At 59.0% G+C, this 19,387-nt stretch carries 16 protein-coding genes; 9 read left to right on the plus strand and 7 right to left on the minus strand.

Going from position 1 to position 19,387, the window contains the following annotated elements; translation table 11 throughout:
• Positions 1-34: 34 nt before the first annotated feature.
• Positions 35-2,926, minus strand: a complete 2,892-nt coding sequence (locus KGD89_RS05815) for a membrane-targeted effector domain-containing toxin (protein WP_143008709.1) — start codon at positions 2,924-2,926, stop codon at positions 35-37.
• A 177-nt stretch (positions 2,927-3,103) separates the two neighbouring features.
• On the opposite strand from KGD89_RS05815, the gene KGD89_RS05820 reads away from it, so the two are divergent.
• Together KGD89_RS05820 and tadA are read left to right on the plus strand one after the other, a co-directional pair.
• Positions 3,104-4,477, plus strand: a complete 1,374-nt coding sequence (locus KGD89_RS05820) for a multicopper oxidase family protein (protein ID WP_025258868.1) — start codon at positions 3,104-3,106, stop codon at positions 4,475-4,477.
• A complete protein-coding gene (tadA, locus tag KGD89_RS05825; protein ID WP_025258869.1) occupies positions 4,477-4,965 on the plus strand; it encodes a tRNA adenosine(34) deaminase TadA in 489 nt (162 codons plus the stop codon). The genes KGD89_RS05820 and tadA overlap by 1 nt, the downstream gene beginning before the upstream one ends.
• Before the next feature lie 6 nt (positions 4,966-4,971).
• Here the strand turns inward: tadA and mltF are convergent, their stop codons facing one another.
• Positions 4,972-6,456 (minus strand): membrane-bound lytic murein transglycosylase MltF, encoded by a 1,485-nt coding sequence (mltF, locus tag KGD89_RS05830; RefSeq protein ID WP_074569039.1) that lies wholly within the window; start codon positions 6,454-6,456, stop codon positions 4,972-4,974.
• 213 nt (positions 6,457-6,669) lie between these two features.
• Here mltF and purL point away from each other — a divergent pair, with 213 nt between their 5' ends.
• Positions 6,670-10,566 carry a phosphoribosylformylglycinamidine synthase gene (gene purL / locus KGD89_RS05835; RefSeq protein ID WP_025258871.1) on the plus strand — a complete coding sequence of 1,299 codons (3,897 nt, stop codon included), beginning with the start codon at positions 6,670-6,672 and terminating at the stop codon, positions 10,564-10,566.
• Positions 10,567-10,572: 6 nt separating this feature from the next.
• A complete protein-coding gene (locus tag KGD89_RS05840) occupies positions 10,573-10,884 on the plus strand; it encodes a Nif3-like dinuclear metal center hexameric protein (protein ID WP_025258872.1) in 312 nt (103 codons plus the stop codon).
• A 116-nt stretch (positions 10,885-11,000) separates the two neighbouring features.
• Here KGD89_RS05840 and KGD89_RS05845 read toward each other — a convergent pair whose 3' ends face one another.
• Together KGD89_RS05845 and KGD89_RS05850 are read right to left on the minus strand one after the other, a co-directional pair.
• A complete protein-coding gene (locus tag KGD89_RS05845) occupies positions 11,001-11,564 on the minus strand; it encodes a L,D-transpeptidase family protein (RefSeq protein ID WP_025258873.1) in 564 nt (187 codons plus the stop codon).
• A 36-nt stretch (positions 11,565-11,600) separates the two neighbouring features.
• Entirely contained in the window at positions 11,601-12,152 is a 552-nt protein-coding gene (locus KGD89_RS05850; RefSeq protein ID WP_025258874.1) for an NUDIX hydrolase, read from the minus strand.
• A gap of 150 nt (positions 12,153-12,302) precedes the next feature.
• On the opposite strand from KGD89_RS05850, the gene KGD89_RS05855 reads away from it, so the two are divergent.
• From KGD89_RS05855 to purT, 5 genes are all read left to right on the plus strand, one after another.
• Positions 12,303-12,899, plus strand: coding sequence for a CoA pyrophosphatase (locus KGD89_RS05855; protein WP_025258875.1), 597 nt, complete (start codon positions 12,303-12,305; stop codon positions 12,897-12,899).
• 57 nt (positions 12,900-12,956) lie between these two features.
• Positions 12,957-13,481 carry a gamma carbonic anhydrase family protein gene (locus KGD89_RS05860; protein ID WP_025258876.1) on the plus strand — a complete coding sequence of 175 codons (525 nt, stop codon included), beginning with the start codon at positions 12,957-12,959 and terminating at the stop codon, positions 13,479-13,481.
• Positions 13,481-13,696 carry a DUF1289 domain-containing protein gene (locus KGD89_RS05865; protein ID WP_025258877.1) on the plus strand — a complete coding sequence of 72 codons (216 nt, stop codon included), beginning with the start codon at positions 13,481-13,483 and terminating at the stop codon, positions 13,694-13,696. The genes KGD89_RS05860 and KGD89_RS05865 overlap by 1 nt, the downstream gene beginning before the upstream one ends.
• Positions 13,697-13,801: 105 nt before the next feature.
• Positions 13,802-14,269, plus strand: coding sequence for a VUT family protein (locus KGD89_RS05870; protein ID WP_025258878.1), 468 nt, complete (start codon positions 13,802-13,804; stop codon positions 14,267-14,269).
• 102 nt (positions 14,270-14,371) lie between these two features.
• Positions 14,372-15,553, plus strand: a complete 1,182-nt coding sequence (gene purT / locus KGD89_RS05875; RefSeq protein ID WP_025258879.1) for a formate-dependent phosphoribosylglycinamide formyltransferase — start codon at positions 14,372-14,374, stop codon at positions 15,551-15,553.
• 66 nt (positions 15,554-15,619) lie between these two features.
• Here the strand turns inward: purT and KGD89_RS05880 are convergent, their stop codons facing one another.
• The 3 genes from KGD89_RS05880 to KGD89_RS05890 all read right to left on the minus strand — a co-directional run bounded on the left by KGD89_RS05880 (position 15,620) and on the right by KGD89_RS05890 (position 19,286).
• Positions 15,620-16,930 (minus strand): MFS transporter, encoded by a 1,311-nt coding sequence (locus KGD89_RS05880; RefSeq protein ID WP_025258880.1) that lies wholly within the window; start codon positions 16,928-16,930, stop codon positions 15,620-15,622.
• A 286-nt stretch (positions 16,931-17,216) separates the two neighbouring features.
• Positions 17,217-18,461: a transporter associated domain-containing protein gene (locus tag KGD89_RS05885; RefSeq protein WP_025258881.1), complete on the minus strand. Its 1,245-nt coding sequence runs from the start codon at positions 18,459-18,461 to the stop codon at positions 17,217-17,219.
• A gap of 12 nt (positions 18,462-18,473) precedes the next feature.
• On the minus strand, positions 18,474-19,286 hold the full coding sequence (locus KGD89_RS05890; RefSeq protein ID WP_025258882.1) for a cytochrome C assembly family protein: 813 nt from the start codon (positions 19,284-19,286) through the stop codon (positions 18,474-18,476).
• Between the last annotated feature and the right edge of the window lie 101 nt (positions 19,287-19,387).

Raw genomic sequence — 19,387 nt, forward strand, 5'->3', positions numbered from 1 at the left:
CTATCCGCCCTTTGTGCATTTACCTCAGGGGCTTTCAGGTCACATCCTTCATCCCCATCAATTTCAGCGCATCGATCAGTTGCCCCTGGTTGTCAAAGCGGCGCCCACTGATTGCCTGCCATCTGGGGCGTTCGATAAAGAATTTGCCGCGGCTGGTCTTGATGGCCGTTCGCACGATAGCGCCATCGGAGGCGCGGTGAATCAATAGCGGGCTGCCTGTATTTCTATTGATGACAAACATTCCCGGAATGATCAGGCGACTTTCTATCGTTGGTTGTGGATACACCTTGTTGATTGCCATCTGCATTCTGAAATCGCTTTTGACGAAAGTGGGCAGTCTGCCGATCTCGCCATTCATGACCCGGCCCGGGTCAATCGAAAAGCCTTCAGGCTGACCCAGGCTGACGTCCTCGGCTCTTATGCCTATGACCCCTTCCAGTTCGCTGATGCCGGGCACCCCTTCATAGGTATTGGCGTGAGCATTGCCGACCAGCGCCAGCCATTTGCCTTTAGGGCCAAGGTTCGGTGCATCGGCCTGGAGGGTGGTGTGGGCGAAGTAGTTCATCATTTTGATACGCAGCAGCCCATCGGGATCATTCATGCCGACAAGTCGATAACTGGCCATGCAGTCGAGGGGCTGAATCCGTATGTGGTTTTCATTGGCGGCATTCACCAGTTCGAGAAAGGTGTACTGCCCCATGGGGTCTGTGTGATGACCTGTGTCCAGGTTTCGCAGGTAGGTTTTCAGATTGCCCGGCATGTTCCCCGATTCGGCAAACGTTTTCAGGTCCTGCAAATGGAAGTCGTTGAGCAGATGCTCCATATACAGCGTTCTGACATTAAGTTTTCTCAACAGGCGCATGTTATCGATCAGGAATTTCTTGCTGCCTAATTCGGCGTGGCTTTCCCCGATAACCAGGCCAGGGGCATTGGCCAGGATTTTCTGCAGTGTGGATTTGCAGGTGTCGGTGGCTTCAAGCCGTGGCATCTCAGGTCTTTGCGGCAATTTTGTCTGCTTGAAGAACTGGAATGCATCCGTACGCAATTGCTCTCTCAAGGCCCTGAAATCAATGTAAGGGTCTGTCCATGAATGAGGCCTGGCCCAATCCCCCTGCAAGACCTTGCGGTCTCCACCATTGGCTGCAACGACGAGCTCCTGCTTCATGCTTTCGGGGACGTCGTAGGCGCTGGCCCTGATTGGGTAATTGACTCGCGATGACTTCAGGCTTGATGCCATGGGGCCTCCGCCTCTAAGGCCATGGGGCTTGAGCGTTTCCCACTGGCCGGCCGCATTGATGCGTATCGGGACATTGCGGTAAAACGAGAAAGGAGTGTTCGGGTCGATAATGGCCCAGCCGTTCATCTCGTTAATGAAGCGAACGCGGTAAACCTCGCCCTTGATCGAAACGTAGGTGCTGCCGTCAATCAATTGATAAATACCCTGCATCCGGCCACTTTGTGCCACGGGAGAACCGACGAGTTTTACGGTGGTCTTGAAGTGCTCGGGCAGTTGCGAAGCCTCTTGCGGTATGACTTCTGAAGCCTCAGTGATCGCAGGACCAATGCCGGGCTCGACGTCAGACGTAACAGGCAGCGTTGTTTCGTGATCGATAACCGGAGGTTCTGTTTCTGGAAAGCCGCTGATCAGGAAGAGGCTATTGAACAGCACGTCCACGGCGCTGGTGATTGCCCCGATGACACCTGCTTTGCGCTCGGCAGTGGTGTGGCCGTTGACCGCCTGATCGATATTCAGCCCCATGTCCGCCAGCCCTGCACCGACCACAGCCAGCGCAACAGGCCAGTCAATAGCCGCCAGTGGGCCGATGACATGGGAGAACGCATTGAGATAGCCGATCCACATCTGCTTGCGCAGGTCCGCATTGGAGCGCATGGACAGATTGGCATCGGCATTCATGCGTTTTCGTGCGCTGTCCCGAAGCCAGGTGAAGGCATCCATGCCCAGATCACGGTCATTCTGGTTGATCAATGAGGCGTTGGCGGCGGGCAGCAGGTCCATCAGGTGATTGAGGCCCACGTCGTTGCTGATTTCATGGCGCATTGAAAGCGAGAAGTGCGAAAGGAATCGCGCCCGGTCGGCGACTTTCGCTGTTTCGCTGACGAGCCAGGCTTTCACCTGCTCCTGCGTATCGAAAGCACGAATCGGGGTGATTTCCCCGGGGATGTAGATGATTTGCCGGCCCTGGGGTGTCACGATGCGCAGGATATCGCTGGCTTCATGGCCGCCTATATCAAAGGCCGTGACGCGCATTCCGGCGGGTGCGCTGGTTGTCGCGGTCAGCATCGACAACTGAATCGGCGCATGAACATTGCTCGCAACCGCCTGAATGAGCGACTGAAAGTCCTGGGCGGACAAATGACCGCTGTGTCGATCCTCCAGTGCCTTGGACAGAAAGTTGGCTTTGCTGAGGGTGCGAAAATCCTCTGCGCACTGCTGCCAGAAGCTGGCAAGTCTTGTCTTGTACTGCGCGCTGAAATCTAAGGCCCACAAGTCGTTCATGACATCTGAAACGAGCATTTTCACTTCAGTGTGTTCATCGTAGGTACCGGCCTGCAGCCCGGCTGTGTAAAAGCCGCTCATTGTCTGCAGTTCATCTGCATAGTCCTGATCCTCGGCGTTGAATCGGTGAAGGATCAGTTGCGGCAGGGTCATTGACTCGATTGGCGAGCCATAATGCTGCCACCCATTGAAGGTGGTGTTGCTGCTCACCGCTGTGGGGAAGCGGTACCAGTAGACAGTGTCCGGAGAGAGCGTCAGGCCGGTGTGTTTGCGCAGGATATCCCTTGCTTTTTCCAGTGCCTGTTGCCGCATGTCGGGACAGCTTTCAGTCACACGCCGAGCGATGATTTTCAGTGTCATCTGGTCTTGGGAAAAGGGCGGCGCGGTTGTTGTGTGGTTCTGGCTCACAGGATTTACCTCGTGTGTGGAATCCCCCAAGCGTGTCGTTAATCCTCAGAGCGCAAGCACTAAATAGTTAGTGCGATCTTGCCGCCCTTATCTTTCCCCAAATGCAGGTGTATCGTATTCGCCCCTCGCATCTGCTCTCAGGTGCATCCCGCAGTCGTTCTTGAGGTGTTTGCCCTTATGTCCTTTACCCGTCGACAAATTCTCGGAGGTCTGGCCGGTCTTGCCGTAGTGGGTCTGGGCGCAGGTGGTGCATCGCGTTACTGGCTGGGGCGCAGCGGGCCGGGCGAAGGGCATGACTTCGAACTGATTGCTGCGCCGCTGGATGTCGAACTGGTGCCTGGTTACAAGACGCCGGCCTGGGCGTTCGGCGGCTCTGCGCCGGGCACCGAATTGCGGGTGCGTCAGGGCGAGTGGCTGCGGTTGCGCTTTATCAATCAGTTGCCGGTGGAAACCACCATTCACTGGCATGGCATCCGTTTGCCGCTGGAAATGGACGGCGTGCCTTACGTTTCGCAACTGCCGGTCAAGCCGGGCGAGTATTTCGACTACAAGTTTCGGGTCACCGACGCGGGCAGTTTCTGGTATCACCCCCATGTAAGCAGCAGTGAAGAACTGGGGCGCGGGCTGGTGGGGCCGCTGATTGTCGAAGAGCGTGAGCCGACGGGGTTTCTGCATGAACGTACGGTCAGCCTGAAAAGCTGGCATGTGGACGAGCAGGGCGCATTCACTGACTTCAGCGTGACCCGCGAGGCGGCCCGTGAAGGGACTGCCGGGCGGTTGCAGACCATCAATGGCGTTCCCCTGGGCGTGATCGATTTGCCTGCCGGGCAGATCACGCGGGTACGTTTGCTCAATCTGGACAACACCTGGACGTACCGCCTCAACCTGCCCGATGCCGAGGCGATGATCTATGCCCTGGATGGCAACCCGATAGAGCCGCGTCCGATGGGCGAGGATTACTGGCTCGGGCCGGGAATGCGGATCTGTCTGGCGATCAAGGCACCGCCTGCCGGTGAGGAAATCTCGCTGCGCAATGGGCCGGTGCGCCTGGGCACTTTCCGCTCGGTGGCGAATAACGACGCGCCGGGCCAATGGCCAGCCGCCTTGCCGCCCAACCCGATCCCCGAACCGGATCTGGAGAATGCCGAAAAGATCAATTTCAACTTCGAGTGGGTCGGCTCCATGTCGGTCAACACCGATAATGGCAAGCCGCCAAGCCTCTGGCAGATCAATGGCGAGGCCTGGGACATCACCGACAAGACCTGTGCAGACCGGCCCATCGCCAAATTGCAGTTGGGTAAGAGTTACATCTTCGAGCTGAAGAACATGACTCAGTACCAGCACCCGATCCATTTGCATGGCATGAGTTTCAAGGTGATCGGCTCCAATCGGCGCAAGATCATTCCGTATTTCACCGATACCTTTCTGCTGGGCCGAAATGAGCGGGCGCGGGTGGCGTTGGTCGCGGATAATCCCGGCGTGTGGATGTTCCACTGCCATGTGATCGATCACATGGAAACCGGGCTCATGGCAGCAATAGAGGTTTCTTGATGCGGCAGCCGCAAATCATCGATCGCAGTCGCGATCAGGACTTCATGCGCGAAGCGCTGGCACTGGCCGCACAGGGCGCGCTACTGGGCGAAGTGCCGGTGGGCGCTGTGCTGGTACAGGATGGCCAGATCATCGGTCGCGGTTACAACTGCCCGATCAGCGGCAGCGATCCGAGTGCCCATGCCGAAATGGTCGCCATTCGCGATGCGGCCAAAGCGGTGAGCAACTACCGTCTGCCGGGCAGTACGCTGTACGTGACGCTGGAGCCCTGCAGCATGTGTGCGGGCCTGATCGTGCATTCTCGTGTGGCTCGCGTGGTTTATGGCGCGCTGGAGCCCAAGGCCGGGATTGTGCAGAGCCAGGGGCAGTTTTTCACTCAGGGGTTTCTCAACCATCGCGTGCTGTTCGAGGGGGGGGTGCTGGGGGAGGAGTGCGGGACGATGTTGAGCGAATTCTTCAGGATGCGTCGGGCTGCCAGCAAGGCTTAAGCCTGTTCAGAGCGCCGGGTTCTCCTGGGGGGCATCCGGTTGTGGCGTTGAGGCGGGTTTGGTCTTGTCTACGGCAGGGACGTGCAGATTGCCTTCAGCCACCTGATTGCCTTCCAGCTGTGGCTGCGTCACCCACGTCAGAATGTCGTAGTAACGACGAATGTTGGCGACGAAGTGCACCGGCTCGCCGCCTCGGGCATAGCCATAGCGGGTCTTGCTGTACCACTTCTTCTGGGAGAGGCGGGGCAGCATCTTTTTCACGTCCAGCCACTTGTTGGGGTCCAGCCCCTCGTTTTCGGCCAGTTTGCGTGCATCTTCCAGGTGCCCGCTGCCGACGTTATAGGACGCCAGCGCCAGCCAGGTCCGATCCGGCTCTTGTATCTTCTCGTCCAGTTGATCCTTTACGTAGGCAAAGTACTTGGCTCCGCCCTGAATGCTTTGCTTGGCGTCGAGCCGGTTGGTAACGCCCATGGCTTGTGCGGTGTTCTGGGTCAGCATCATCAGGCCGCGAACCCCGGTCTTGGAGGTGACGGTGGGTTGCCACAGTGATTCCTGATAACCGATGGCGGCCAGCAGCCTCCAGTCGACCTGTTCCTTCTTGGCCGAGGCCTGGAAGTGTTTTTCGTATTTGGGCAGGCGTTCCTGCAGGTGCTGGGCAAAGGTGTAGGCACCCACATAGCCCAATACATCGACGTGGCCGTAGTAGCGGTCCTTGAGTCGTTGCAGGGTGCCGTTCTTTTCAACCTTGTCCAGGTAGGCGTTGATTTCGTTCAACAGGCTGTTGTCTTCACCCGGCGCCACGGCCCAGCGCTGTTCCCGGGCTTCACCCAGATCGAAGGCTACGCGTACGTTGGGGAAGTAGACCTGGTTCATGGCCAGTTCGTTGGAGTCCACCAGCGTCAGGTCGATCTGGCCTTCATCGACCATGCGAAGCAGGTCGACCACTTCCACCGCGTCCGATTCTTCATATTCGAGGCCGGGGTTCTGGGCCTTGAGGGCGGCCAGTTGTTCGGCATGGCTGCTGCCCTTGAGCACCATGATGCGCTTGCCCGTCAGATCGCCTGCGTCGGTCGGTCGTGACTGGCCGTTGCGGTAGACCACCTGGGGTGTGACTTCAAGGTACGGATGAGAGAAACGCGCCTGCTGCTTGCGCTCCTGGGTGTCGATCAGGCCGGCAGCCGCCAGAACCGGGCCCCCTGGCTTGTTGATCTGCTCGAACAGATCGTCGAGGTTATCGGCCGTTTCGATCTTGAGTTCTACCCCCAGATCCTCGGCAAAACGCTTGACCAGCTCGTACTCGAAGCCGGTTTCACCGTTGCGATCCTGGAAATAAGTGGCGGGGCTGTTACGGGTTACAACGCGCAGGACGCCATCCTCCTTGACTCGCTCCAGTGTGCTGGGTTTATCCACACAGGCGCTGAGCATCAGGAAGAGTCCGGTTGCGACGAGCCATTTGGCGCAACGAGGGCGGAAATCTGCTAGGGAGAACATCGGTGCAGTATACGCAAAGCACCGGTGCCGCCATATCTCGACAGCAAGGCTCGCGTCTGATAGGCGATGGCTTTTTGGCAAAAAAGAAGGTGTTTTCTGCAAAGAAACGACATTCGGGCGTATTCCTTGTCGCCGTTTTGGGTGCTCAAAGGGTCGGTTTAGGCTAGAATGCGTGGCCTCAAAGCACACCCCCTTCCCGAGGCTGTCCCGAAGATGTTGATCCTGCGCGGTGCTCCTGCCCTTTCTGCCTTCCGCCACAGCAAATTACTAGAACAACTGAAACAAAAGGTTTCAGCTGTCAGTGGCTTGTACGCTGAATTCGCTCACTTCGCTGAAATCACTGGCGCTCTGTCCAGTGAAGAGCAGCAGGTTCTCGACCGCCTTCTGAAATACGGCCCGAGTGTGCCGGTTCAAGAGCCGAACGGTCGTCTGTTCCTGGTGCTGCCACGTTTCGGCACGATTTCGCCGTGGTCGAGCAAGGCCAGCGATATTGCCCGTAACTGTGGCCTGGCAAAGATCCAGCGTCTGGAACGCGGTATTGCCTTCTATGTAGAAGGCCAGTTCAGCGATGTCGAGGCTCAGGCCATTGCCGACAGCCTGCATGACCGCATGACCCAACTGGTTCTGGACAACCACGAGCAGGCCGCCGGTCTGTTCAGCCATGCCGAACCCAAGCCGCTGACTGCCGTGGATATCCTCGGTGGCGGTCGCGCAGCACTGGAAATAGCCAACGTCGACCTGGGCCTGGCCCTGGCTGAAGACGAAATCGATTATCTGGTCACCAGCTTCAACGGTCTGGGGCGCAACCCTCACGACATCGAACTGATGATGTTCGCCCAGGCCAACTCCGAGCACTGCCGTCACAAGATCTTCAACGCCAGTTGGGATATCGACGGCGAAAGCCAGGAAAAAAGCCTGTTCGGCATGATCAAGAACACCTACCAGATGCACAGCGAAGGCGTTCTGTCCGCTTACAAGGACAATGCTTCGGTGATCGTCGGTAATGTTGCCGGTCGTTTCTTCCCGGATCCTGAAACCCGTCAGTACGGTGCGGTGCAGGAGCCTGTTCACATTCTGATGAAGGTCGAGACTCACAACCACCCGACTGCGATTGCTCCGTTCCCTGGCGCATCGACCGGTTCCGGCGGCGAGATTCGCGACGAAGGTGCAACTGGCCGTGGTGCCAAGCCAAAGGCCGGCCTGACCGGTTTCACCGTATCGAACCTGCAGATCCCCGGTTTCGTGCAGCCATGGGAAGTGCCTTACGGCAAGCCCGAGCGCATCGTGACTGCGCTGGACATCATGATTGAAGGCCCGCTGGGTGGCGCGGCGTTCAACAACGAATTCGGTCGTCCGGCCCTGACCGGTTACTTCCGTACCTTCGAGCAGTCGATCACGACTCCCCACGGTGACGAAGTTCGCGGTTACCACAAGCCGATCATGCTGGCTGGCGGTATGGGCAACATCCGCGAAGATCACGTCCAGAAGGGCGAAATCACGGTCGGCGCCAAGCTGATCGTGCTGGGTGGCCCGGCCATGCTGATCGGCCTGGGTGGCGGCGCAGCTTCCTCCATGGCCACCGGCACCAGCTCCGCCGATCTGGATTTTGCTTCCGTTCAGCGTGAAAACCCTGAAATGGAGCGTCGTTGCCAGGAAGTCATCGACCGTTGCTGGCAACTGGGTGACAAGAACCCGATCAGCTTCATCCACGACGTGGGTGCCGGTGGTCTGTCCAACGCTTTCCCCGAGCTGGTCAACGATGGCGGTCGTGGCGGTCGTTTCGAACTGCGTAACGTGCCTAACGACGAGCCGGGCATGGCCCCGCTGGAAATCTGGAGCAACGAGTCTCAGGAACGTTACGTCCTGGCCGTTTCTGCCGAAGATTTCGAGCGTTTCAAGGCGATCTGTGAGCGCGAGCGTTGCCCGTTCGCGGTCGTGGGTGAAGCCACTGCCGAGCCTCAACTGACCGTTACCGACAGCCACTTCGGCAACAATCCTGTGGACATGCCGCTGGAAGTACTGTTGGGCAAGGCGCCGCGCATGCACCGTTCGGTCGAGCGCGAAGCTGAGCTGGGCGACGACTTCGATCCGAGCACGCTGAACATTGACGAAAGCGTGGAGCGTGTTCTGCGTCACCCGGCAGTAGCCAGCAAGAACTTCCTGATCACCATCGGTGACCGCAGCATCACCGGCCTGGTGGCTCGCGATCAGATGGTCGGCCCATGGCAAGTGCCAGTGGCTGACTGCGCCGTGACGGCAACCAGCTTCGACGTCAACACTGGCGAAGCCATGGCAATGGGCGAGCGCACTCCGCTGGCTCTGCTGGACGCTCCGGCTTCCGGTCGCATGGCCATTGGTGAAACCCTCACCAACATCGCCGCTTCGCGTATTGAAAAGCTGTCCGACATCAAACTGTCGGCCAACTGGATGTCGGCTGCTGGCCATCCGGGTGAAGACGCGCGTCTGTACGACACCGTCAAGGCGGTGGGCATGGAACTGTGTCCTGAGCTGGGCCTGACCATTCCGGTGGGCAAGGACTCCATGTCCATGAAAACCCGCTGGAGCGATGACGGCACCGAGAAGAGCGTGACCTCGCCGCTGTCGCTGATCGTGACCGGCTTCGCGCCTGTCAGCGATATCCGCAAGACCCTCACTCCAGAGCTGCGCATGGACAAGGGCGAAACCGACCTGATCCTGATCGACCTGGGTCGTGGCCAGAACCGTATGGGCGCTTCGATTCTTGCCCAGGTTTACGGCAAGCTCGGCAGCTCCGCGCCGGACGTCGATGACGCTGAAGACCTCAAGGCCTTCTTTGCCGTTATCCAGGGTCTGAATGCTGATGGCCACCTGTTGGCTTACCACGACCGTTCCGATGGTGGCCTGCTGACCACCGTGTTGGAAATGGCGTTCGCCGGTCATTGCGGTCTGAACCTGTACCTCGACAGCCTGGCTGAAACCTCGGCCGAACTGGCTTCGATCTTGTTCAACGAAGAGCTGGGTGCGGTCATCCAGGTTCGTCAGGATGCAACCCCGCTGGTGCTGGCCCAGTTCAGCGCTGCCGGCCTTGAAGACTGCGTTTCGGTCATCGGCAAGCCGGTGAACAACGATGAAGTGGTCATCAGCTTCGCGGGCGAGTCGGTATTCACTGGCCAGCGCCGTCTGCTGCAGCGTCAGTGGGCTGAAACCAGCTACCAGATCCAGCGTCTGCGTGATAACGCCGAATGCGCCGATCAGGAATTCGATGCACTGCTGGAAGAAGACAACCCTGGCCTGACCGTCAAGCTGGGCTTCGACGTCAACGATGACATCGCAGCGCCTTACATCAAGAAAGGTGTCCGTCCTCAGGTTGCGGTTCTGCGCGAGCAGGGCGTCAACGGTCAGGTCGAGATGGCGGCTGCGTTCGATCGCGCCGGTTTCAATGCCATCGACGTGCACATGAGCGACATCCTGGCCGGTCGTGTCGACCTGAACGACTTCAAGGGCATGGTTGCGTGCGGCGGCTTCTCCTACGGCGACGTACTGGGTGCCGGTGAAGGCTGGGCCAAGTCGGCGCTGTTCAACAGCCGTGCCCGCGATGCGTTCCAAGGCTTCTTCGAGCGTACCGACAGCTTCACCCTGGGTGTGTGCAACGGTTGCCAGATGTTGTCCAACCTGCACGAGCTGATTCCGGGCAGCGAGTTCTGGCCGCACTTCGTGCGTAACCGTTCCGAGCAGTTCGAAGCGCGTGTCGCGATGGTCCAGATCCAGGAGTCGCCATCGATCTTCCTGCAAGGCATGGCCGGTTCGCGTATGCCGATCGCCATCGCTCACGGTGAAGGGCATGCCGAGTTCGCCCACGACGACGCCCTGCTCGAAGCCGATATCTCCGGCACCGTAGCGCTGCGTTATGTGGACAACCATGGCAAGGTGACAGAAACCTATCCGGCCAACCCGAACGGCTCGCCGCGCGGTATTGGCGGCATGACCACCCGCGACGGTCGCGTCACCATCATGATGCCGCACCCTGAGCGTGTATTCCGTGCCGTGCAGAACTCCTGGCGTCCGGAAGAGTGGAACGAAGACGGCGCCTGGATGCGCATGTTCCGCAACGCTCGCGTCTGGGTTAACTAAACCCCGATGTACAAGCTTGCCTTCTTCGTGCCCGCAAGCCATGTGGAGCAGGTCAAGAACGCCGTATTCGCCGCTGGTGCAGGGCGAATCGGTGCTTACGATCACTGCTCATGGCAAGTGCTCGGCCAGGGCCAGTTCCGCCCGCTGGATGGCAGTCAGCCATTTATCGGGCACGGTGGCGTGGTCGAGACGGTCGAGGAATGGAAAGTCGAGATGGTCGTGGCCGATGAGTTCATTCATCAGGCAGTGATGGCTCTCAAGCAGAGCCATCCGTACGAAACGCCAGCTTATGAAGTCTGGCGGCTGGAAGCGTTTTAAAATGCTGTCGCGGGCAAGCCTCTTCCCACGGGATTGAGTGTTTCAGGAAGTCGGACGTTAATCCAATTCTTGAGGCCGTCCATAACCAAGTGGGAGGGGGCTTGCCCGCGACGCGTTTACGGCCGGATCTCGATCATCGTGCCGTCCTTCACCAGATCCCAGACCTCGCGCATATCGTTGTTCTTCAGCGCGATGCAGCCATTGGTCCAGTCCAGGGTATGGAAATACCACTCCGGATATTCTTCGTCCACGGGCGTGCCATGCAGCATGATCATGCTGCCGGGCTTGACGCCTTCACGGCGTGCGCGTGCCGCATCTGAAATGTTCGGGTAGGAAATGTGCATCGACAGGTTGTAATTGTTGCTGGGCTTGCGCCAGTCGATCCAGTAGAAACCTTCCGGTGTGCGCTGGTCGCCTTCCTGCAGCTTGGTGCCCTTGGGGTTTCTGCCCAGGGAAATGCGATAGGTCTTGAGCGCTTCGCCGCCGCTGATCAATTGCAACTGACGTGCGGATTTGAGCACCAGCACCTTGTCGATTTTCTTGTCGGCAAGGCTCTGGGTATTGATGACCTTGTGATCGATGATTTTCTGTTCGCTGCCCTTGGGCACGATGGTCTGGGTAAAGGCCGCTTGCGACAGCGGAACGAACGACATGCAGAAGAAAGCGAACAGCCAACGCATTGCGGTATCCCTGAAGGCACCTGAGTGCCGGATTGTTTATGTGTCCTGGATCGGGCGCGAAGCTGGCAGGGCGCTGGTGTGTACCGGGTAAACCTGCTGGCGTCTGTCCGCGAAGAAGTATTCTAGGGTACGCCTGACTGTCATGAAAGCCAGGTCCTGCCATGGAATGTCGGCTTCGTCGAATAATTGCACCTCAAGGCTTTCGACCCCGGCGGCGAATTCTGGAGTCGCCAGTTCGGCGCGGTAGAACACATGCACCTGATTGATGTGCGGCACGTCGATCAGTGCATACAGATGCAGATCGGTCAGCGTGGCGCAGGCCTCCTCGATGGTTTCACGTCGCGCTGCCTGCTCGATGGTTTCGCCGTTCTCCATGAAGCCGGCCGGCAAGGTCCAGAAACCCAGGCGCGGTTCGATGGCGCGGCGGCACAGCAGGACCTTTTCACCTTGTGTCACAAGGCAGCCGGCCACGATATTCGGGTTCTGATAATGGATGGTGTGGCAATGCTCGCAGACATGACGCAGGCGGCTATCGCCTTCGGGAATGCGCAAGATGACCGGGTTACCGCACTGGCTGCAGAATTTCATGGGTTCGTTCGATCCGTTAAAGCAGACGCTATCCTGGCTTGCGGCAGGGCGGATCTGCAAGTCTCGCGATTGTATGACCGTCCTGCAAGGGGTTGGGCAGTTCGTCGCTTTGGTGCATGATGCCAAGAGTGCAACAGATCGAGATTTCCCATGCTGGATGAGCTACTTCTGCGTGTCAGCAGTCATACGCCAGATATTCTTGAGTCGGATCGACGTTTCCCCGAGGCGGCGGTGTTGGTGCCGGTCACGCGCAGTGACGAGCCCGAGTTGATCCTGACCTTGCGTGCCAGCGGGCTTTCCACCCACAGCGGGGAGGTGGCGTTTCCGGGCGGGCGACGCGATCCGGAAGATCCCGATCTGGTATTCACGGCCCTGCGCGAGGCGGAGGAAGAAATCGGCCTGCCGCCCGGTCTTGTCGAGATTGTCGGCCCTCTGAGCCCGCTGATCTCCAAACATGGCATCAAGGTCACGCCTTATGTCGGCGTGATTCCCGATTTTGTCGAATACCGTCCCAATGATGCCGAAATCGCTGCGGTGTTCAGCGTGCCTCTGGAGTTCTTCCGCCAGGACACCCGTGAGCACACGCACCGGATCGATTATGACGGTCGCAGTTGGTACGTACCCAGCTATCGTTATGGCGGATACAAGATCTGGGGGCTGACGGCGATCATGATCGTCGAGCTGGTGAATGTGTTGTATGACGCGAAAATCAGCCTGCACCATCCGCCCGAGCGATCCACCACCTGAGCCGTCATTCATAACGAACTGCACCCGTGAGTGCGGTCATCAGCCTGAGGAAACACCATGAAATATCGCCTGGGAGACTCCTGTGTCCAGACCGATCCACACAGCTGGATCGCGCCCAATGCGGTCCTGATCGGCAAGGTCAAGCTGGAGGCCGGCTCGAGCGTCTGGTTCAACGCGGTGCTGCGGGGCGATAACGAACTGATTCATATCGGCGAGAACAGCAACGTGCAGGATGGCACGGTGATGCACACCGATATGGGGTCGCCGCTGAACATCGGCAAAGGTGTCACCATTGGTCATAACGTCATGCTGCACGGTTGCAGCGTTGACGATTACAGCCTGATCGGCATCAACTCGGTGATTCTCAACGGCGCAAAGATCGGCAAATACTGCATCATCGGCGCCAACTCGCTGATCGGCGAAGGCAAGGTCATCCCCGATGGCTCTCTGGTGATGGGGTCGCCGGGCAAGGTGGTACGCGAGCTCACCGACGTGCAGAAGAAAATGCTTGAAGCCAGCGCCGCGCATTATGTCCACAATGCCCAGCGTTACGCCCGCGACCTGGCCGTGCAGGAAGATTGATGAGCACTGAATCCATTCCGGAAAAACCCGTCCGCTCGCCCTGCGTCAGCATCTGTGCGCTGGACGAAGATGATATCTGCACTGGCTGTCAGCGAACGGTCGCCGAGATCACTGGCTGGAGCCGCATGAGCAATGACGAGCGGCGGGCGGTGCTGGGCTTGTGCCATGAGCGGGCCAAGGCGAGCGGGGTGGTGTGGGCTGTTTTTCGCGAATGAATTCGCTTTTGTCAGCCCTGTCGCCGGCAAGCCGCCTCCCGCATGCGTAGCGAATTCCTCATTCTGCTACCATTGCAACCCCGTTTTTCCCAAGACACCTTTCCCATGCTGTTTCTGATCGCCTACATCAGCAGTGTCGTGCTGATCAACTTCGCCTTTTCCACGGCGCCACATCTGGACATCATCTGGTCAGCGTGGGGCGGGCTGGTGTTTGTGCTGCGCGATATGGTGCAGACCCGTTTCGGCCACGGCGCGATTCTGGCCATGCTGGTGGCATTGCTGCTGTCTTATGTCACCAGCGAGCCGGCCATCGCGCTGGCCAGCGCCACGGCGTTCGCGGTTTCCGAGTGCATCGACTGGCTGGTGTTCAGCATCACCAGGCGCCCGTTGCATGACCGGCTGTGGATCAGTTCGGCCCTGAGTATTCCGCTGGACACCTTTATCTTTTTCGGCCTGATCGATGCCTTGACGGCGCCGGTCATCCTGACAGCCCTGGGCTCCAAGTTCGCGGGCGTGACGGCTGTCTGGCTGATCATGGCCTGGCGTATCCGCAAGAACGCTTGTCCGGGTTGAGCCCCTATTTGCAGGGCTTCGTGGTAAATTGCGCGCCTTTCTTCAAAGCGGTCGCTCGCATACGGCGGGTTACCATCGATATCTGCTTCACGAGGACCTGAGATGACTCAAATCGGAACTCCACTGTCGCCTACCGCGACTCGCGTATTGTTCTGCGGCAGTGGCGAGCTGGGCAAGGAAGTAGTGATCGAGCTGCAACGCCTGGGCGTCGAAGTGATCGCTGTTGACCGTTATGCCGATGCGCCTGCCATGCAGGTCGCCCATCGCAGCCATGTGATCAACATGCTGGACGGTGCTGCGCTGCGTGCGGTGGTTGAGGCCGAGAAGCCGCACTTCATCGTTCCGGAAATCGAAGCCATCGCGACCGCTACCCTGGTCGAGCTTGAGTCCGAAGGTTTCACCGTCATCCCGACGGCCCGTGCTGCGCAACTGACCATGAACCGTGAAGGCATTCGTCGTCTGGCTGCCGAAGAACTCAAGCTGCCGACGTCGCCGTACCACTTTGCCGATACCTTCGAGGACTACAGCAACGCGGTCCTGGACCTGGGCTTCCCTTGCGTGGTCAAGCCGGTCATGAGTTCGTCGGGCAAGGGTCAGAGCCTGCTCAAGACCGCCGATGATATCCAGAAGGCCTGGGACTACGCGCAGGAAGGCGGTCGTGCCGGCAAGGGCCGCGTGATCGTGGAAGGTTTTATCGATTTCGATTACGAAATCACACTACTGACCGTACGCCATGTGGGCGGCACCACGTTCTGTGCGCCGGTTGGTCATCGCCAGGAGAAGGGCGACTATCAGGAGTCCTGGCAGCCACAGGCCATGAGCCCGGTTGCACTGGCCGAGTCCGAGCGCGTTGCCAAGGCGGTGACCGAGGCGTTGGGCGGTCGCGGTATCTTTGGTGTCGAGTTGTTCATCAAGGGTGATCAGGTATGGTTCAGCGAAGTGTCGCCGCGCCCGCATGACACTGGTCTGGTAACCCTGATTTCCCAGGACCTGTCTCAGTTCGCACTGCATGCCCGCGCTATTCTGGGCCTGCCTGTACCGTTGATCCGTCAGTTCGGGCCATCGGCTTCGTCGGTGATTCTGGTTGAAGGTCAGTCCACACAAACCGCTTTCGCCAACCTGGGTGCTGCACTGGCCGAGCCGGATACGGCTTTGCGTCTGTTTGGCAAGCCTGAAGTCAACGGCCAGCGACGCATGGGCGTAGCCCTGGCCCGTGATGAGTCCATCGAAGCCGCCCGCGCCAAGGCGACCCGTGCTTCGGCGGCGGTAAACGTCATCCTGTAACTGCTCTGTGTGGGAGCGAATTCATTCGCGAAGACTTCGCGAATAAATTCGCTCCTACTGCTTTCTTCAGAGTTCTCTGTCTCTCGTCTCTTTCAGGCACAGCACAGCCAGCAGGCTGATCAGTGCTGCTGCCGACACATACCCGCCAACCCAGCTCAAGCCGCCCATCGCCACCAGTTTCTGTGCAAAGAACGGGGCGACGGATGCGCCGACGATTCCGCCCAGGTTATAGGCTGCCGATGCGCCGGTGTAACGTACCTGGGTCGGGAACAGTTCCGGCAACAGTGCGCCCATGGGGGCGAAGGTCACGCCCATCAGGAACAGCTCGATACACAGGAACAGCGCAACACCCCAGGTCGTGCCGTGGGTGAGCAGCGGTTCCATGAGAAAGCCCGAGAGAATCGCCAGTACACCGCCGACAATCAGCACCGGCTTGCGCCCGAAGCGATCGCTTGCCCAGGCCGAAAGAGGCGTGGCCGCCGCCATGAACAGCACCGCAAAGCACAGCAGGCCCAGAAAGGTTTCCCGGCTATAGCCCAGGGTCGACACCCCATAACTCAGGGAGAAGACCGTCGAGATATAGAACAGCGCGTAGCACACGACCATTGAGGCGGCACCCAGCAGCATCGGTTTCCAGTGCTGGCTGAAGGTTTCCACGATCGGCATCTTGACCCGTTCATGGCGTGCGACGGCTTTGGCGAAGACCGGTGTTTCTTCCAGTTTCAGGCGTACATACAGGCCGACCATGACCAGCGCGGCGCTGAGCAGGAAGGGAATCCGCCAGCCCCACGAGCGGAATTGCTCGTCGCTGAGTGTCAGCGCCAGTGCCAGAAACAGGCCGTTGGCTGCCAGAAAACCAATGGATGGCCCCAGTTGCGGGAACATGCCGAACCAGGCTCGTTTGCCTTTGGGCGCATTTTCAGTCGCCAGCAGCGCGGCGCCACCCCATTCGCCGCCAAGCCCCAGGCCCTGGCCGAAGCGTAGCAGGCAGAGAATGATCGGTGCCCAGGCTCCGATGGTCGCGTAGCCGGGCAGCACGCCAATCAAGGTGGTGCAGACACCCATCAGCAGTAATGAGGCGACCAGCGTCGACTTGCGTCCGATACGGTCGCCGAAATGGCCGAACAGTGCCGACCCCAGCGGACGAGCGAGGAAGGCGATGCCGAAGGTCAGAAATGACGACAGCATCTGGGCGGTGCCGGAGGTCTGCGGAAAAAACACCGGGCCGATCACCAGTGCCGCAGCCGTGGCGTAGACGTAAAAGTCGTAGAACTCGATGGCGGTGCCAATGAAACTGGCGGTTGCAACGCGGGTTGGCGAGTTGGTGGGGGGTGTTTGGGTGTCGTCGTTTTCGCTGAGAGTAGCGGTGCTGGTCATGCGGATATCCCTGACAGTCATCTTGCCTGCGGTGCGTGGCGCGCAGCGGCAAATGTTCATTCTTGTGATTGTGGGCGCAGCGCTGATCAGATTGGCCCGGTTGGGCTGGAGGGCAATGGCAGCGCTCGTGGATGGGAGCGTGTCATGAAAGGTGCGAGTCGTTCAGGCTGAATGACTGGCCGTCTGCGCTGGGTGCGGGTAGCACGCGCTACGGCTGGCTGGGTAAGCGAAGCAATTATAGGAAGGGCTTCGCTTGCGAAACAAGTGGCAACATCTTGCGGGCTGTTTACTTGAAAACCAGGCTTGGAGCGTTTTGCCACATCAAGACCCGCTTCACGCGATTGTCCTCGGTTTCCAGGATTTCCAGCCGGTAAGGGCCGATTTTCAGGCAGACCGGACCTTCGGGGATGGTTTCCAGGGCTTCGGTGACCAGACCGTTCAGGGTCTTGGGGCCGTCGGAAGGCAGATGCCAGCCCAGGCTCTTGTTCAGTTCGCGAATCGACGCAGCGCCTTCCACTTCAAGGCGACCGTCCGCCTGACGGGTGACGTGGGGATTGTTGAGGCTTTGTTCGTTCTCGAATTCGCCGACGATCTCTTCGAGGATGTCTTCCAGGCTGACGATGCCGAGTACTTCGCCATACTCGTCCACCACCACACCGAGCCGACGCTGCTGCTTGTGGAAGTTCAGCAGTTGCAACTGCAGTGGCGTGCTTTCGGGCACGAAGTAAGGTTCGTAGCAGACAGCCAGTAATTGTTCCTTGGTCAGCTCTGCCTTGGGCAGCAGGTGGCTGATCTGGCGGGTGTTGAGGACGCCCTGCACCTGATTGATGTCGTTGTGATAGACCGGCAGGCGAGTGTGTCGGGAAATGATCAGGCGTTCGATGATCTGTTCGATGGGGTCGTCGAGGTTGACGCCGTCCACTTCGTTGCGTGGTATCAGAATGTCATTGACCGTGATGCTGTCCAGGGCGTGGATGCCCGACAGCACATTGGCCCGTGGATGATGTTCCTGTACGCCGTCATGACCGGATTTCTGGGAGGTATCATCCAGATCATGATCCAGGCCTGTCACCTTGCGAACGCCGAAAAGGCGCAACAGGTATTTGGCAATCGTGCTGAAAACGCAGGCCAGCGGCCAGACGATCTTCATTGGAATGCGCAGTGTCCCGTTGCCCAGCAATAGCGTGGCGACAGGGTAGCGGGCAGCAAGACGACGCGGGATAAGTTCGGCAAAGACCAGCATGGCTGCGGCGGTGATGAGCCACGCGATAGTCGGGCCGTTATATAGCCAGCTATTGACGGCGACCAGTGTGGCGATGACGGTGATCAGGGTTTTGATCAGCGTATTGCTCAGGATCAGGCTGTTGAGCTCGAAAGCCAGTTCGGGAAAGGCCGCGGCTTCGTTGGGGCGCTTGCCGACGCGCAAGGTCTTGAGCAGATGATGAGCGGTCTCGACTGCGGTCAGCAGACCGGACCAGAGCATCAGCAGGGTCAGCACACCCAGAAGTGGGCCGAGGGGCAGATTATCCATGATCGACGCCCGTCAGATATGCAGAATGAATTCACGTACCAGCTTGCTGCCGAAATAGGCCAGCATCAGCAGGCAGAAGCCGCCCAGAGTCCAGCGAATGGCTTTGTGCCCGCGCCAGCCGAGACGGTTGCGCCCCCACAGCAGAACGCTGAACACCACCCAGGCCAGGCAGGCGAGCAGGGTCTTGTGTACCAGATGCTGGGCAAACAGGTTCTCAACGAACACCCAGCCGGAAATCAGCGACAGCGACAGCAGGGTCCAGCCGGCCCAGAGGAAGCCGAACAGCAGGCTTTCCATGGTTTGCAGTGGCGGGAAGTTCTTGATCAGCCCGGAAGGATGCTTGTTCTTGAGCTGGTGATCCTGCAGCAGCAACAGCAGCGCCTGGAAGACCGCGATGGTGAACATGCCGTACGCCAGGATGGAAAGCAGGATGTGGCTGAGAATGCCCGGCTCTTCAATGATCGGCTGTACGGTGCCGCTCGGGGCGTATTGGGCCAGCAGGGCGGTGATCATGCCCAGCGGGAACAGCAGCACCAGCAGGTTTTCCACGGGAATTCGCGTGGTGGCGATCAGGGTCAGGGCGATGACTGACACGGCGATCAGACTGGCTGAGTTGAAGAAGTCCAGCCCCAGGCCTGCCGGGCGCATCAGTTGGGAATAAAGGCCGATGGCATGGGCAATGACGGCCAGGGTGCCGAGCAGTACAAGCAGCCGCTTGTCGGGTTTGGCGGTCTGGTTCAGGCGTACGCCCTGATAGACGGTCGCAGCGGCATAGAGGCTGGCGGCGGCGAGGCTTGAAAGAAGACTGGGTGTTAGAGGGAACATAGATCCTGAAGGACGAGCCCGAAAGACGCTGAGTTTGGCATAGAACCGACATTTCACGAAAGACTACATAAGCAGTCAGCGTGGTGTCAGTTCCGCAGAGT

This window comes from Pseudomonas cichorii, assembly GCF_018343775.1.
In the GTDB taxonomy this organism is placed as follows: Bacteria; Pseudomonadota; Gammaproteobacteria; order Pseudomonadales; family Pseudomonadaceae; genus Aquipseudomonas; species Aquipseudomonas cichorii.

Coding starts and splice junctions, on each gene's coding strand:
- tadA (WP_025258869.1), top strand. CDS start 4,477: ATGCGGCAGCCGCAAATCATCGATCGCAGTCGCGATCAGGACTTCATG.
- KGD89_RS05870 (WP_025258878.1), top strand. CDS start 13,802: ATGCTGTTTCTGATCGCCTACATCAGCAGTGTCGTGCTGATCAACTTC.
- purT (WP_025258879.1), top strand. CDS start 14,372: ATGACTCAAATCGGAACTCCACTGTCGCCTACCGCGACTCGCGTATTG.
- purL (WP_025258871.1), top strand. CDS start 6,670: ATGTTGATCCTGCGCGGTGCTCCTGCCCTTTCTGCCTTCCGCCACAGC.
- mltF (WP_074569039.1), bottom strand. CDS start 6,456: ATGTTCTCCCTAGCAGATTTCCGCCCTCGTTGCGCCAAATGGCTCGTC.
- KGD89_RS05860 (WP_025258876.1), top strand. CDS start 12,957: ATGAAATATCGCCTGGGAGACTCCTGTGTCCAGACCGATCCACACAGC.
- KGD89_RS05880 (WP_025258880.1), bottom strand. CDS start 16,930: ATGACCAGCACCGCTACTCTCAGCGAAAACGACGACACCCAAACACCC.
- KGD89_RS05885 (WP_025258881.1), bottom strand. CDS start 18,461: ATGGATAATCTGCCCCTCGGCCCACTTCTGGGTGTGCTGACCCTGCTG.
- KGD89_RS05840 (WP_025258872.1), top strand. CDS start 10,573: ATGTACAAGCTTGCCTTCTTCGTGCCCGCAAGCCATGTGGAGCAGGTC.
- KGD89_RS05855 (WP_025258875.1), top strand. CDS start 12,303: ATGCTGGATGAGCTACTTCTGCGTGTCAGCAGTCATACGCCAGATATT.
- KGD89_RS05890 (WP_025258882.1), bottom strand. CDS start 19,286: ATGTTCCCTCTAACACCCAGTCTTCTTTCAAGCCTCGCCGCCGCCAGC.
- KGD89_RS05820 (WP_025258868.1), top strand. CDS start 3,104: ATGTCCTTTACCCGTCGACAAATTCTCGGAGGTCTGGCCGGTCTTGCC.
- KGD89_RS05845 (WP_025258873.1), bottom strand. CDS start 11,564: ATGCGTTGGCTGTTCGCTTTCTTCTGCATGTCGTTCGTTCCGCTGTCG.
- KGD89_RS05850 (WP_025258874.1), bottom strand. CDS start 12,152: ATGAAATTCTGCAGCCAGTGCGGTAACCCGGTCATCTTGCGCATTCCC.
- KGD89_RS05865 (WP_025258877.1), top strand. CDS start 13,481: ATGAGCACTGAATCCATTCCGGAAAAACCCGTCCGCTCGCCCTGCGTC.